Below are 14,939 nucleotides of genomic sequence, written 5' to 3'. Positions count from 1 at the left end.
ATTTTCTTTTCCAGCTTCCAATATAATTACAGCCCATGCACGTCATATCCCGTGACGCTCCTTGTTATTACCTTACGTCGGTGACCAAAAAGCGCCTTCCGGTTTTTCGTACCGATGAAATTAAGATTGTCACCTGCGCGGCTATCAACGAAGCGCGCGCCTCAGGGGAATTTGCCCTGTACGCCTACGTCATCATGCCTGACCATTTGCATCTCGTTACCGATTCCACCCTTTCTCCGTCCAAGACTCTCCAGTTTATCAATGGTATTACGAGCCGCCGCATCATCAACTATCTGAAAGAGAACAACCACGAACGCTCGTTGCTTAAATTGCGAAACCAAACGCGACGTCATCAATATCGCTTTTCGCTCTGGGATCATCATCCCGACGCGCGATTGTTGCTGACAGAGAAGATGCTCATGGAGCGCGTACATTACACGCATAACAATCCCGTCCGTGCAGGATTGGTGAGCCGACCGGAAGATTATCGATGGTCGAGTGTGAGGTGCTGGACCGGCAATCTCCTTGAGGACGAGCCGTTGTTGATGGACATCAATCAAATAAGATGGAGGAGGAGTTAGCGGAGAGTCTCCTCGTTAGTTTGAATATGAGGGAGTTGCGCCTCCGGCGCCGCACATAGCGGAAAGCCTCCGGCTTTCCGGAGTCTTATACCGTTTTTTCGGCTGAGGCTGAGCCTCAGCCGTAGAAAAATATAAACACGCGCACGGTAAGCCAAAGGCTTACCGCCATGTGCTGCGCCCAAGGCGCAAGAGAGGCTTTCCGCTATGTGCGGCGCCGGAGGCGCAAGAGGGTCGCCCAGTGGTGCGCCGAAGGCGCAAACCCACCCACCCCCGAATGCGCTCTGCTCAACTCATGTTGTATTATCCCGCACTCGCACGCGGCGCTGAACTGCTCACCGCTTTTTCACTGCCCAAAGGCTCACTGAGTTATGACTTCCAACGCTACGCCCATGGTTCGCCAGTATCAGGAGCTGAAGGCACAGCATCCCGGGACGCTTCTCTTTTTCCGGCTCGGCGACTTCTACGAACTGTTCTTTGACGATGCGGTGACGGGCGCCCGCGAGTTGCAGATCACCCTCACCGCGCGTCAGAAAGACAGCAAAGATCCGATTCCCATGTGCGGTGTGCCGCATCACTCGGCGGCGAACTACATCGCGAAGCTCGTGCGCAAAGGCTATCGCGTAGCTATTTGCGAGCAGACCGAAAGTGCTTCCCCCACGAAGAAGCTGGTGAAGCGCGAAGTCGTGCGCATCGTGACCCCCGGCACGCCGATCGATCCGCAACTACTCGAGCCGCGCGAGTCGGTTTACCTCGGGGCCGTCTGCGCGCAAGGCGAGACCGTCGGCGCCGCATTCCTCGATATCTCGACGGGGGAGTTTCGCGCGACACAGGCGACGGGCAAGGACGCCTGGGAGAAGATCGTCGCAGACATCGAGTCGTACGCGCCGCGCGAATTGATCTTTCCCCAATCATTGAGTGCTCTGGTGCGGGCGGGATTTAAGAGTGAACAAAAGACGGCGCCCTTGCCGCTGCAGAAGGAGGTCAGAGATCAGAGGTCAGAGGTCGGCAAGTCAGTACCACCTGCGGTAGCGGGTGGGTCGTTAGCAGATCAATCCGTCGCGGACCCACCCGTTACCACGGGTGGTACTGACTCGGTTACTGCGATTGACGCGCTGTGTTCAACCCCCGGCTATTCTCTTTCAGCCCTTCAGGCTAAAAGTGCCGACACCCGACACCCGACACCTGACACCCTCTCCCTGACACCCTACACCCTTACTCCAATCGACGACTGGCTCTGGCAAACCGACGATAGCGCCGCGCTCCTTATTAAACAGTTCGGCGTGCGCTCGCTCGATGGTTATGGGCTGACACGCAAGCACGAAGCGATTCGCGCCGCCGGTTCGTGCCTGCGCTATGCGCAAGAGACGCAACGCGCCGCGGCGGCGCACATCGCGGACATCGTTTACTTCGAGCCGCAGGATCATCTGGTGCTCGATCAAATTACCGTTCGCAATCTCGAATTGGTGGAAGCGATGGGCGGCGCTTCGCGCTCGCTGCTCGATGTCATCGATGAGACAGTGACGGGCATGGGCGCGCGTCTGCTGCGATCCTGGTTACTGCGTCCTTCGATTCGTCGCGGTGAGATCGAAGCGCGTCACGGCGCTGTCGCGGAACTGCATGCATCGCACATGAAGCGCGATCGTTTGCGCGTGCTGCTGAAAGAAATCTCAGACGTTGAGCGTTTGACGGGTCGCTTGAATCTTGGTTCGGCGACGGCGCGCGATCTGGTGGCGCTGCGCCGCTCGCTCGATCAGGTGCCGCAGATTCGAGAGGCGCTTCGGAATGCTGACTCTTCCCTGCTCCAGGTTCTTAACGAAGCGGCCGATGAGCTGGCGGACGTGCGCGCCCTTATTGCGAATGCGATCGAAGACGATCCACCACCGAAAGTTGTCGACGGCGGCGTGATTCGCACCGGCTACTCGACTGAGCTTGACGAGCTGCGCTCTCTGAGTCGAGACGCAAAACAAATCATAGCCGCGATGGAACAGGAAGAGCGCGCCCGCACCGGCATCGGGACTTTGCGCATTCGCTTTAATAACGTGTTCGGTTACTTCCTCGAAGTGTCGAAGGCGAACGCGGCGCGCGTGCCCGAAGATTACGAACGCCGGCAAACTCTGGCGAATGCCGAACGGTTCACCACACCCGCCTTGAAAGAGTACGAGGCGAAGGTGCTCGGGGCGGAAGAACGCATCCTGCAAATGGAGTCGGAAATCTTTTCGCTCGTCTGCCGTCAGGTGGCGGCTGAGACTTTGCGAATCCAGGCGACGGCGCGCGCGCTCGCCTGTCTGGATGCGGTGTCTTCGCTGGCTGAGGCGGCGGTGCGGCGTCGCTGCGTTAAGCCTTTGATGCACGACGGCGACGAAATCGAAATCATCCACGGGCGCCATCCGGTTATCGAAGTCTTCAATGAAGAGCCGTTCGTACCGAACAGCGTCTATCTGAACAACTCGACCGACAGACTGCTAATCATTACGGGGCCGAACATGGGTGGCAAGAGCACGGTGTTGCGACAGACGGCTATCATTTCCATCCTCGCGCAGATGGGATCGTTCGTTCCGGCTGAGAAAGCGCGGCTGCCTTTGCTCGATCGCGTCTGGACGCGGGTGGGAGCGTCGGATGATCTGGCGCGTGGGCGTTCGACCTTCATGGTCGAGATGACTGAGACGGCGGCGATCCTGCACAACGCGACGCCGCGATCGCTGGTGCTGCTCGATGAGATTGGCCGCGGGACCGCGACCTTCGACGGCTTGTCGATCGCCTGGGCCGTGGCAGAGTACCTGCACGATTCATCTGAGCACGCGGCGAAGACTCTGTTCGCGACGCACTATCACGAGCTGACGGAACTGGCTGAGCGTCTACCCGGCGCGCAGAACTATCAAATCACTGCGACGGAACGTGAAGGTGAAGTTGTGTTCCTGCATCGCCTTGAGCGTGGCAGTGCTTCGAAGTCTTACGGAATCGAAGTGGCGCGACTGGCAGGCATGCCCCCCACTGCCCTGGCCCGCGCCCGCGAAGTCTTGCAGCGACTGGAACGATATGAGTTGGATGTGTTCGCGGAAGAAGAATCAATCATCGAGTCGCAGCGTGTGGCGGCGGCTTCCGCGGGCGCGACTGCGGTTGAAGAGCAGGCGTTGACGAAGGCTGCGACCCGCGCGGGCCGGCGCCGTCTTGCTGCGCAGAGTTCCCTGTTCGATTTAGCGAATCAAAAAGTCGTCGATGAGCTGCGCGCGACCAATGTTGATAAGCTGAGTGATTCGGACGCGAAGACGATGCTGAAAGAGATGAAGAAGAAGCTGGTGTAGATCTACCGCCTGTATTTGGGCAGAAACCCGACCGTAAGGGAGGGTGCTCAGATGTTCGAGTCTGATTTCGATTACAACCAATATCCGCTCGCCTATTTAATCACCGTTCGCACTTTCGGAACCTGGCTTCACGGTGACGAGCCGATATCAGTTGATCGTCATGGCCTGAACGTGTACGGAAGACGCCGCCGACCCCCAAACGAAACTCTCCACGCAATCATGCTTCACAACATGAAACAAGACGCATTCCTCCTCAATGACGAGCAACGGGCGACGGTAAAGAGTGCGATTGAAGGTGTCTGCCAGCATCGAGAGTATCACCTGTCGGCAGTGAATGTACGAACCAATCACTTTCACGTGGTCGTTTCTGCTCAATGCAAGCCCGAGCCAGTCGCTGATGCATTTAAGAGTTATGCGACGCGTCAACTACGCGCAGACGGGTTGATCGGGAAGAAGGTTCGACCATGGGCTCGCGGTAAGAGCCGCCGCTATCTCTGGAAGCCGAGGCATGTGTCACGGGCCATTGATTACGTGCTCTACGGGCAAGGAGATATTCCAGATTTCGAGGATTGATTGCACCCTCCCTCACGGTCGGGTTTCCGCCATGGGCTCGCAGTCCTCAGCTCGCCTTGGCGGCGTCCTTTATCACCAGATCAAAAGTTCCGGGTGCGACTTTGCGGAAGCGGGTGTTGCGGTTCAGCGAGACGGCTATGCTGATGGTGGGATTGTTGCCTGTGAAACTGAATCCGCCTTCCATCAGACGATTGTAGATCTCGTTGACATGCAGCGGGCCGTTGGCCTCGCGTAAAAGCATCGTCGCGGCTTGCGGAATAGTGCGGTCGTAGAATCGATCGTCAATAGCGGTGACGTTCGATTTGATCGGCGGCACATTGTGACGAACGGGGGCCGACGGATGCTCTGCCAGTTCAGCGTGGGCCAGCCGGCGCTGTATCTCAACTTCCAATTCACCAACTGAACGCGTACCGACCTGGGTCGCTGGTCCGGTCATCACATTCGACAGCAGGCGAAATATCGCTGCTTCGGTTTGACCGGCAAGGGTGTCCATCTCGGCCAACTCAGCGCGGATGATTTCCGATTCTGATTCCAGCTCGGCGAGACGCGCCGCCAGACGGGTTCGCGCCCCACGTGATTGCCGCAGGCTTTGCTCAAGTCGGGCGATGAGGGTTTCGTTAGCCATCAGACATTGCCGATTGTAGATTTCCGATTGCCTGTTGGCAATAAAATTAAGCATTCCCGTTTAGAGGCGGGCTACCGCCCGCCAATTTCCGACGCCAATCAAAAAGGCGGCAGTAGCCCGCCTCTAAACGTTCTTTAACGTGAGAAGAGAAAAGCGGCGACAAGGCGCCGCATTCCAAAATTATCGATCGCGTTCAACGATATAAATGGGAATCGCGGCCAGGGCCTGGGCGTGCGGGCGGTCATTCAGACCGTTGAGCGAGTTACGCGCGGCTTCTGCGTATTCAACCGCACGCTCTTTAGCCATTTGCAGCGCGCCGGTTTCCTGCAGAGCTTCAATCAAACGCGCGCGTGAGATGCTTTCGTAACCCTGGTTCGCGATCACCGACTGGATGTCGGTCCGCCATTCCGGATTTCGCTGAAGCAGAAAGATCAGAGGTAGTGAGACCTTGCCTTCTATTAGGTCCGCTCCGGCAGGCTTGCCCAGCGACTCTTCCGTGCCGGTGAAATCCAGCAGGTCATCGACAAGCTGAAACGCAGTGCCCAGGTTCATGCCGAAATCGCGCAGTCTCGCTTGCGTGTGGGGATCCGCGCCGCCGAGCAGCGCGCCGATTTCACAACAGGCGCTGAACAGATACGCCGTCTTGCGCGCGATCACATCGAAGTATTGCTCTTCAGAAATATCCGTCCGGCCAAGCAGGGTCAGTTGCAGCAGCTCGCCTTCGGTCATCTTCCGGGTGACTGCAGTGAGAATGTCGAGGATGGCCAGCGAGCGTTCGGCCAGACTGGTCTCAAACGCGGACATGTAAAGCCAGTCGCCCATCAATACGGCCGTCTGATTTCCAAATTCCGAATTGATCGAGGGACGGTTGCGACGGGTCTCAGCTTTGTCGATCACGTCGTCGTGCACGAGCGTGGCCGTGTGCAGAAATTCCATCACGGTCGCCATGCGAATCGAACTGACGTTTGAGCCATCGCCGCCGACCGCGTAGTTCGAAAGAATTGTCAGCGCCGGCCGCACGCGTTTCCCGCCTGAACGCCGCAGGTACTCGCCGATGTAAGCAATGACCTGGATGTTCGAACGCGCTTGCCGCTCGAACTCTTCCTCAACCAGGTGCAACTCCGGCGCGATCAACTCAAAGATGCGCCGCGCCGTAAGCTGCACATCGTCGAGGAGCGCTGATTGGGTAGTTGCCTGCATTTTCTATTTACGATTCACGATTTACCATTCACTAATTGGATCGGTAATTCGTAAACTGCATATTAATTCCGAAGTCCTTCGCCTTCAGGTTCGCGATCACTGTCTGTAAAGTGTCGCGATCCTTACCCGAGACGCGAACCGTATCACCCTGGATCGAGGCCTGGACTTTGACCTTTGAATCCTTGATGGCCTTCACAATCTCCTTGGCCTTCTCTTGCGGGATGCCTTGCTGAATCTCCACGTGCTGGCGCACCGTGCTGCCGGCCGCCGGCTCAACTTTGCCATAGCTAAAAGCCTTGAGCGGCACGCCGCGTCGCACCAGCTTCTGCTGGAGAATGTCGTTCATGTTGCGCAGTTTGGTTTCATCTTCAGCCGACAGCACCAGCTCTTTCTCTTCGAGCTTCACTTCAGCGTGGCTGCCTTTGAAATCGAAGCGCTGCTGGACTTCCTTGGCCGTCTGATTGATGGCGTTTGTGATCTCCGCGCGGTCAACTTGCGACACGATGTCGAATGAGTTCTGTTGGGCCATGAGTAATCCGTGATTGCTTCGAAGAATAACACCAAACACAGAGCATGTGAAAGTCTTCTCTAAGGGGTAGCATAGACTTCAGTTGTGCCGGTTCGTGATTGGTCAGTAGTCCGTTGTCAGTTGTATCCCTTCCCAACTGACCACCGACAACTGACTCCTGACTACTGACAGCGGAGACGAAAGTCTACGCGCCGCGCACTCCAAACAGGCGCGCGAAATTGTCGGAAGTTACGCGTCCCACCTCTTCCGGGGTGACACCTTTCAACTCCGCTAGAAACTTTGCCGTCTCCACCACGCGCGCCGGTTCGTTGCGTTTGCCGCGAAACGGGACGGGGGTCAGGTACGGACAATCCGTCTCAACGAGCAACCGTTCCAGCGGAAGCTTTTGCGCAATGGCCCGCAGATCGTCGGCCTTCTTAAAAGTGAGATTGCCGGCGAAGGAAACAAAAAATCCAAGTTCAATCGCCTGCTCAGCCATTTCTAAACTGCCGCCGAAGCAATGCAACACACCAGCACGTCCGTAGCCGGAAAGTTCTTCTCGCAAGATCTCAATCGTCTCTTCGTCAGCGGTTCGGGAATGAATCACGACCGGGAGTTTCAGTTCGCGCGCGATGCCGAGTTGACGGCGGAAGACTTCGCGCTGCACTTCCCGCGGCGAGTGATCGTAATGATAGTCGAGACCAATCTCGCCCCAGGCAACCACCCGCGAACTTTGCTTCGCCAGATCAACCAGCCGCTGCTGTGCCGTTTCATCGAACAACTTCGCATCGTGTGGATGCACGCCAATCGCGCAATAGACTTCCGGGTGCTGCTCTGACAACGCGACCGCGCGTTCAAAAGCGCCGCTGTCCGGATCGCCGGTGCCGACATTCAGCATCGTCGTCACACCCGCCTCGCGCGCCCGTGCGATTACTTCATCGCGGTCGGCGTCGTATTCAGGGCCGTCAATATGGCAGTGGGAATCAACGAACATGTTAGCGACACGGTGGAGCGGCGGCAGGCTTTTCAATGACGAAGCTGACAGGCGCGGAAGTTAACGGCTGGGTCCACAAGACGCCTTTCCGCTGCCACTGCTCTCTAAGTTTCACCGCGAGCTGAGGTGTCTGATACCACGTCGATACGATCACGTGAACTGTGTGACGTCCCGGCTTTACCGCGGTACTGCTCCGGTCTTTATCGTGATCTGTAACTCCAAGACCTGTGATCAAATCGCGCTCGAAAAATTTGTTTGGCGCCAGCTTTTCGAAAACCTTGCCCGGTGAGCTTGCGTCGATCAGCTCGAACTCCTCATCGAAGTAATGCATGTTCAGAAGCAGAACTTCGTAGGGGGCTCCGGCGGCCGCGTCGCTGCGCACTTTGATTTGGTAGAACAGATCGTGACCCTGGTAAATGATCAGACGTTCAGCGCCGAGGTTGCTGTAGCGCACCCGCAGCTTCAACTGGAGCGTCACCTTGTCAGGACTGATGGAGCAATATTTCTTCTCAATGACTTCAGCGGTCAGTTGCAGAGGTCTTGGCGATTGAGCCGCGACCGGGCCCAGTAAAAAGATTTGGGAAAGAAGGATAACAGCAACCGACAGTAGGGTTTTCCTAACGGACCTATGAAAGAGTTCGAGCACCGGCTTCATTTTAGTCTCGCGCCGTTGGGGACGTCTTCAGTGAAAGTGGCGAGGACCGGTTTACCTTCGTCGCCGACTGAAGCCGCCAGCAACATTCCCTGTGATTCATAGCCACGCATCTTGCGCGGTTTCAGGTTAGAAACCACGACTATCTTGCGTCCAATTAGTGTTTCAGGCTCGTAATGTTGAGCAATGCCGGCGAGGAGCTGTCTGGGCTTCTCTTCCCCGATGTCTACGGTGATCAGCAAAAGTTTGTCGGCTTTGGGAATGCGCTCGGCAGTCTTCACTTCACCCACGCGCAAATCGACCTTCGCAAAGTCGTTGATGTCGATGTGAGCAACACCGGGAACGGCGTCGGCTTCAGTGGCGTGTTGGCCGGAGCCTGGGGTGCCGTCTGGCGTTGCGCTCGCCGACACCTCGGACCCGCCCGCATCCTGCACCCCGCTCGGGATGCCCTCGCGGGGACCCCGCGCCGCAGGCGGTTCTGACTTCTGATCTCTGACGTCTGATGTCTGGTCTGCTGACTTCTGCTCTTCTTTGATTTCTTCCATCGTCTTTGCCTTGTCGATTCTCGGGAATACTGGTTTCACTTCGCCAATTGCAGTGCCTTCCGACAACTCTCCCCACTTTAGGTTTCGCGGATCGATCTCGCGGACGTCATCGGACAATCCAAGCTGTTGGTAAATCTCGAGCGCGGCATCAGGCATTACGGGATACAAAAGCACCGACAACCAACGGAGGGTTTCGGCCGCGCGATACAGCACGGCGTTCAGAGACTCGCGCTGCTTTTCATCCTTCGCGAGGTCCCAGGGCTTCGCGTCAGAGATCATTTTGTCCGCGCGCGCCACAATGCTCCAGGCTTCTTCAAGCGCGCGGCTGAATGCCAAGTCTTCAAAGTGCCGGACGAACTCATCGCGCGCATGCTCAACGAATGCTGAGATCGCGTCCTCGTCTTCAACGCCGGCGCGTTTTGCGGAGAGGCGCGCTTCGTCAGAAACATTTCCCGAGGGGACGCGGCCTTCGCGATAACGTTGAATCATCGTCAGCGTGCGGCTGGAAAGATTCCCGAGACCGCTGGCGAGATCGCTGTTCGTCCGATCAATCAGACCTTCATAACCGAACCGGCCATCCTGTCCGAACACCATTTCGCGCAGACAGAAGTAACGGATCGCATCAATCGGGAAATGCTTGTTCAGCACGTCCAACTCGACCGTGTTGCCCAACGTCTTCGACATCTTCCGACCAGTAGGATCGAGCCACATGCCGTGCGCGTAGATTCCGCGCGGCTGCGGAATTCCGCCGGCCATTAAAAAAGCGGGCCAATAGACAGCATGAAATCGCAGGATGTCTTTACCGACCAGGTGCTGGGCGGGCCAGAACTTCTCGAAACCGATGGCGCCATTCTGCTGTTCGTTTCCAAACCCAATCGCAGTGATGTAGTTCGACAGCGCGTCGAACCAGACATACATCGTGTGGTTCGGATCGTCGGGCACGGGCACGCCCCAACTGACGGATGATTTCAAACGGCTCACCGAGAGATCCTGAAGACCGCCGGCCACGAAACTCTTTACTTCATTGCGGCGCGCTTCGGGCCTCACGAAATCGGAACGTGAGTCGTATAGGTTGAGCAGCGCCTCGTCATAATCGGACAGACGAAAGAAATAGCTTTCTTCGGAAATGCGATCGAGTTTCGTTTCGTGAACCAAACAAGTAGGCGGCTCGCCCGGTGTCGCTGGCGCCGCGTATTCATCTTCAGTTTTGTACCCGGCACACGGCGCGCAGAACCAACCCTCGTAGTGACCTTTGTAAAGCGCATCGCGACCCTTAGGCGTCTTCGCTTTCGCCACGCGGCGCCAGAGCTCACTCACACCTTCGTAATGAAACGGGTTTGTCGTCCGCATGAAGATGTCGTAACCGCCATGCGCCGTATCGAGCCCGAACGCCGCCGTCATCTTAGTGAAGTAGCTGACGACGTAGTCCGCTTGTTCTTTCGGAGCCCGATTGTTGCGCTGGGCAGCACGCTCGATGTTGATGCCGTGTTCGTCAGTGCCGGTGAGGAAGAAAGTCTCAATCCCCTGCTGCCGTTTCGACCGCGCGATCGTGTCCGCCGCGATCATCGTGTAGAGATGGCCGAGGTGCGGGAAACTGTTAGCGTAGTAGATCGGAGTGGTGACGTAAAAGGTCATCTAGTGAATAGTGAATAGTTAATAGTGAATAGTTAATAGTGAATCGGAAATAGATTAGTCCGTACGCCTACGGAGGTGGTTTGCTAAACCCGTTAGCATGCGGCCGATTTCATCGACCTTGGATGACAATTCGTGAAAAGCTCCGTCGGGCAGGTATTGAAGCCGGTAAGAGATCAGAAGCTCAGTGGAAACTTCGCTTGCTGAGCCCTGTGAGTTAGACAGAAAATAGCCAAACTCTTTAGCTGTTTTCCTTCCGGCACCCTCCGCAATATTAGCGGCGATTGAAACCGCGGCCCGCCGTAATTGTGAAGTCAAACCAAATTTCTCTTCTTTCGGGAATTTCTCTGTCGCTTCGTAAAGGGCTACTACGAAATCAATCGACTTTTTCCAAACATCCAATCTCTCGTGGGGTCTCATGGGTGTTTCTCCTTGGGAGTTGAGTGATAAAGCCGGAATTACGCTGAATCTATTTACGATTTACGATTCACGATTTACAAAGGCCCTTCACGATTTACTATTCACGATAAGAGACATCGCCTCAGCGCGCGTGCGCGGGTCTTTGCGGAAACCGCCAAGCACCGCTGAAGTTACCGTCTGCGCCCCCGGCTTCTTGACGCCGCGCAAAGTCATACAGGTGTGTTCCGCTTCGATCACTACCATCACGCCAAGCGCGCCTAGCTTCTCGTAAAGCGTGTTTGCGATTTCTGAAGTGAGTCGTTCCTGCAACTGCAGGCGCCGCGCAAACGTTTCCGCCAGCCGCGCCAGTTTCGAAACCCCGAGAATGTTTCCGTTCTTCGGAATGTATGCGATGTGACACTTGCCGACGAACGGCGCGAGATGATGTTCACAAAGCGAAGCGATCGAAATGTCTTTCACGATCACCATCTCGTCGTGTTTGTTGCCCGACAGCGGCACGATGTGCTCGCTCGGATCCTCGCGCATGCCCGCCGTCAACTCTTCGTACATTTCGGCGACGCGTTGCGGCGTATCGCGCAGGCCTTCGCGATCCGGATCCTCGCCGATGCCTTCCAGAATCAGCCGCACGCCTTCCGCGATGCGCGCAAGATCGGCGCGGCGTACTTTGGGCGCGCGCTCTCGTTTCGATTTCAGTGCGGTGAGCTTTGCAGCCATAACTATTTAATCAATGGAAGGATCTCACCGGCTTTGCCGGTCAGCACTTCGTTACAGATATATGATAGCGGCGTCGGTTCCGGATTGACTTCAACCACATACGCTCCGGCCGCCCGCGCGACTTCCGGAATTGCTGCCGCCGGATAAACAACGGCCGAAGTGCCAATCACGAAACACAAGTCGCAGGCTGCCGCACGCGTCGCGCTCTCGAACGCACCTGGCGGCAGCATCTCGCCGAAGAGAACAACATCCGGGCGCATCGAGTTGCCGCAATCAAGACACGCAGGGACGCCGTCCTGATGATCCGACTCGCGAAGATTAATCCTCGTCTGGCAGCCCAAACACCGCGCGCGCCAGACACTGCCGTGAAGTTCAATGACGTTTCGCGAGCCGGCCAGCCCATGCAGGCCATCCACATTTTGCGTCACGAGAGTGAATTGTTCGAAGCGATCCTGCCAAGCGGCGATTGCTTCGTGCGCGGCATTCGGCCTTAAAGTGCGCAGGACCCCGCGGCGATAGTTGAACCACTCCCAAACTGCGGGCAAATCTTTCTCAAGCATCGCGCCGGACGAAATCACGTCGAACGGCATGCCTTTCCAAACTGCTGTTTGTCCCCCGCCGCGAAACGTCGGCACCCCCGATTCAGCCGAGACACCTGCGCCTGTCAGCACCAGCACGTTCTTCGCTCGTGCGAACCGTTGGCGCAGTTCATCAGAGATCACTTTGACACTTGCGACCGCCTGCATCAGGAAATCGGATGGTAACAGAGCGCAGCGCACGCCCGCAATTTCGCGAAATCTAGCGGATTCACTACAATAACCACTTTGTTTAGTTCCCTTTCCCTGCGAGAGGAGTCTGGCCGAACAACTTTTCTCTGTGCAAGCTCTGTGGTGCTCTGTGTCTCCGTGGTGAAATAGCTTAATAAACACACCACCGAGGCACCGAGATCGCACGGAGAGTCACAGAGTTTCTTTTTATCAAAGGCTTATCTGTTCTCATGAACCTGCTCGATCTTCAAAACACGATCAAGGACACGATCCGCGAAGGGGCTCGCGCGCAATTCGATGTCGAGCTCGACCAGGTCGCGGGCGAGGTGCCGCCGCGCACGGCACTCGGCGACCTCGCGTTTCCGGTAGCGTTCGAACTGGCAAAGCTAATTAAGCAAAAGACCGGCGAGAAGCGCGCGCCACGCGTCATCGCTGAAGCGTTAAAGTCTGCTCTTGAGCAAGTCGACGAAGTTGCTCGAGTCGAAGTTGCGGGCGCGGGCTATCTCAATGTCTTCTTCGACCGCGCTCGACTGCTAAGCGATTTGGCGAGCGCCGATGCGACGAAGCAAGCCGACGGCGCCGGACTGGTCGGCGACGCGCCACACGATCGGAAGCTGATGGTTGAGCACACCAGCATTAATCCGAACAAGGCGGCGCACATCGGTCATGTTCGCAACTCCGTGATCGGCGATACCTTTGTGAACATCCTCCACGCCGCAGGCAATCGCGTCGAAATCCAGAACTACATCGACAACACGGGCGTCCAGGTTGCCGACGTGGTGATTGGTTTCATGCACATCGAGAACATGTCGCTCGATGACATCAAGACGCTCGACCGCTCGCTGACTGCCGATCAGTCGTTCGACTATTACTGCTGGGATTTGTACACGCGCGTCGGGCTTTTTTACCGCGACGGCAAGGCGGAAGGCGAGCAGAACCCGGAAAAGCTGAAGCTGCGCGCCGAGATCCTTCACGCGATAGAAGAAGGAAACAATCCGACCGCGGAACTGGCGGATTACGTCGCGACGCGAAATGTCGAATGCATTCTCGATACGATGGAGCGGCTGGGGATTCGTTATAACTTGCTGGCGCGCGAGTCCGAAATTCTACATCTGCATTTTTGGGAGCGCGCGTTTCAGCTAATGAAAGATCGCGGCGTGATCCGGTTTGAAAGCGAAGGCAAACATAAAGGCTGCTGGGTGATGCCGTTCGAATCGCACACCGGAACTGACGAGCACGAGTCCGACAAGATTATCGTGCGCTCAAATGGCACGGTGACCTACACCGGCAAAGACATCGCCTACCAACTTTGGAAGCTCGGACAGCTCGGACTGGATTTTAATTACAAGCCGTTTCGCAGTTATCCGGATGACCAGGTTGTTTGGGTGACGACCACTGATTCGAACGCCGAGACTCTGCCTGAAGTGCCGCGTCCGAATTTCGGCGGCGGCTCGGTCGTTTACAACGTGATCGATTCGCGCCAGTCGTATCCGCAGGAAATCGTCAAGCGCGGGGTTGCTTCAATTGTTCCTGAACTGGGTGAGCAAGCCAGCGTTCACTTGTCGTACGAAATGGTGGCGCTGTCGCCCGCCGCGTGCGAGGAACTTGGAATCGCGCTGTCTGAAGAAGATCGGAAACGGCCTTATATCGAGATGAGCGGCCGCAAAGGCCTCGGCGTTAAAGCCGACGATCTAATCAATCGATTACAGTCAGACGCGCTCGCGGAAGTTAAGAGTCGCCACGCTGATTTGGATGAGAAGGACCAGCGTGACACGGCGAATGCGATTGCGATTGGGGCGCTGCGCTACTTCCTTTTGAAGTTCACGCGGAACACCGTCATCGCTTTCGACTTCAAGGAAGCGTTGTCATTCGAAGGCGAGACGGGACCTTACTGCCAATACGCGGCGGTGCGGGCCAACTCAATTTTCAGAAAGCTTGATGCAGCTCCCCTCCCCGCAAGCGGGGAGGGGATAGGGGAGGGGTCGGCGCGCGACGCAACCTCTCCCCCTTATCCCCTCTCCGCGAGCGGAGAAGGGGAAGCGTCCACGGGTCGAACTCAATTGCAACACGACGCAAAGTTAGTTGCGCGCGTGCTTGAAGGCGAGACTGGTGACGAAATCTGGACGCTCTTGATGCTCGCCGCGCGCCTCGAAGATGCGAACGCCACGGCAGCCGCGAGCGCCGAACCGGCTTTCCTGGCCAAGTACACGTTCAATCTGGCGAAGGCCTTCAACCTTTTCTATCACCGGCACCGAATTATCGCGGAAGAAGATTTGGCAAAACGCGCGGTTCTGATCACGGTTGCCGATTACACGAGGCGTCAGTTGACCGCGGCGTTGGCGACGCTGGGTATTACAGTTCCGGAACGCATGTAAACGGTTCAGTCAACTGTGCTTTGCGTCCTATTTAGACAAAATCTTTTATGT

At 56.6% G+C, this 14,939-nt stretch carries 13 protein-coding genes; 4 read left to right on the top strand and 9 right to left on the bottom strand.

Annotation, left to right across the window (positions count from 1 at the left end):
- Nucleotides 1–35 precede the first annotated feature (35 nt).
- The 3 genes from VFX97_06890 (at nt 36) to VFX97_06880 (ending at nt 4,456) form a co-directional block, all read left to right on the top strand.
- Entirely contained in the window at nt 36–581 is a 546-nt protein-coding gene (locus tag VFX97_06890) for a transposase (GenBank protein ID HEX5702907.1), read from the top strand.
- A 368-nt stretch (nt 582–949) separates the two neighbouring features.
- Nucleotides 950–3,883, top strand: coding sequence for a DNA mismatch repair protein MutS (gene mutS / locus VFX97_06885; protein ID HEX5702906.1), 2,934 nt, complete (start codon nt 950–952; stop codon nt 3,881–3,883).
- Nucleotides 3,884–3,934: 51 nt separating this feature from the next.
- Nucleotides 3,935–4,456 carry a transposase gene (locus VFX97_06880; GenBank protein HEX5702905.1) on the top strand — a complete coding sequence of 174 codons (522 nt, stop codon included), beginning with the start codon at nt 3,935–3,937 and terminating at the stop codon, nt 4,454–4,456.
- Nucleotides 4,457–4,502: 46 nt separating this feature from the next.
- On the opposite strand, the gene VFX97_06875 is transcribed toward VFX97_06880, so the two are convergent.
- The 9 genes from VFX97_06875 to VFX97_06835 all read right to left on the bottom strand — a co-directional run bounded on the left by VFX97_06875 (nt 4,503) and on the right by VFX97_06835 (nt 12,492).
- Complete coding sequence (locus VFX97_06875; GenBank protein HEX5702904.1) at nt 4,503–5,081, bottom strand: hypothetical protein; 579 nt, start codon at nt 5,079–5,081, stop codon at nt 4,503–4,505.
- Between the two features lie 180 nt (nt 5,082–5,261).
- A complete protein-coding gene (locus tag VFX97_06870; protein HEX5702903.1) occupies nt 5,262–6,281 on the bottom strand; it encodes a polyprenyl synthetase family protein in 1,020 nt (339 codons plus the stop codon).
- Between the two features lie 31 nt (nt 6,282–6,312).
- Nucleotides 6,313–6,810, bottom strand: a complete 498-nt coding sequence (locus VFX97_06865) for a YajQ family cyclic di-GMP-binding protein (protein HEX5702902.1) — start codon at nt 6,808–6,810, stop codon at nt 6,313–6,315.
- Between the two features lie 184 nt (nt 6,811–6,994).
- A complete protein-coding gene (locus VFX97_06860; GenBank protein HEX5702901.1) occupies nt 6,995–7,783 on the bottom strand; it encodes a TatD family hydrolase in 789 nt (262 codons plus the stop codon).
- 1 nt (nt 7,784) lies between these two features.
- Complete coding sequence (locus VFX97_06855) at nt 7,785–8,438, bottom strand: hypothetical protein (protein HEX5702900.1); 654 nt, start codon at nt 8,436–8,438, stop codon at nt 7,785–7,787.
- On the bottom strand, nt 8,435–10,615 hold the full coding sequence (gene metG / locus VFX97_06850; protein HEX5702899.1) for a methionine--tRNA ligase: 2,181 nt from the start codon (nt 10,613–10,615) through the stop codon (nt 8,435–8,437). Before metG ends, VFX97_06855 begins: the two co-directional genes overlap by 4 nt.
- Nucleotides 10,616–10,669: 54 nt before the next feature.
- The gene (locus VFX97_06845; GenBank protein ID HEX5702898.1) at nt 10,670–11,014 is read right to left on the bottom strand and encodes a four helix bundle protein; all 345 of its coding nucleotides are present in this window, start codon (nt 11,012–11,014) and stop codon (nt 10,670–10,672) included.
- A gap of 105 nt (nt 11,015–11,119) precedes the next feature.
- The gene (gene folE / locus VFX97_06840; GenBank protein HEX5702897.1) at nt 11,120–11,746 is read right to left on the bottom strand and encodes a GTP cyclohydrolase I FolE; all 627 of its coding nucleotides are present in this window, start codon (nt 11,744–11,746) and stop codon (nt 11,120–11,122) included.
- 2 nt (nt 11,747–11,748) lie between these two features.
- On the bottom strand, nt 11,749–12,492 hold the full coding sequence (locus tag VFX97_06835) for an NAD-dependent deacylase (protein HEX5702896.1): 744 nt from the start codon (nt 12,490–12,492) through the stop codon (nt 11,749–11,751).
- Nucleotides 12,493–12,743: 251 nt separating this feature from the next.
- On the opposite strand from VFX97_06835, the gene argS reads away from it, so the two are divergent.
- The gene (gene argS / locus VFX97_06830) at nt 12,744–14,888 is read left to right on the top strand and encodes an arginine--tRNA ligase (GenBank protein ID HEX5702895.1); all 2,145 of its coding nucleotides are present in this window, start codon (nt 12,744–12,746) and stop codon (nt 14,886–14,888) included.
- The last annotated feature ends 51 nt before the right edge of the window (nt 14,889–14,939 follow it).

It is taken from the genome of Pyrinomonadaceae bacterium (assembly GCA_036277115.1).
Classification (GTDB): domain Bacteria; phylum Acidobacteriota; class Blastocatellia; order Pyrinomonadales; family Pyrinomonadaceae; genus UBA11740.
This window is presented reverse-complemented; position numbering and strand designations above follow the sequence as displayed.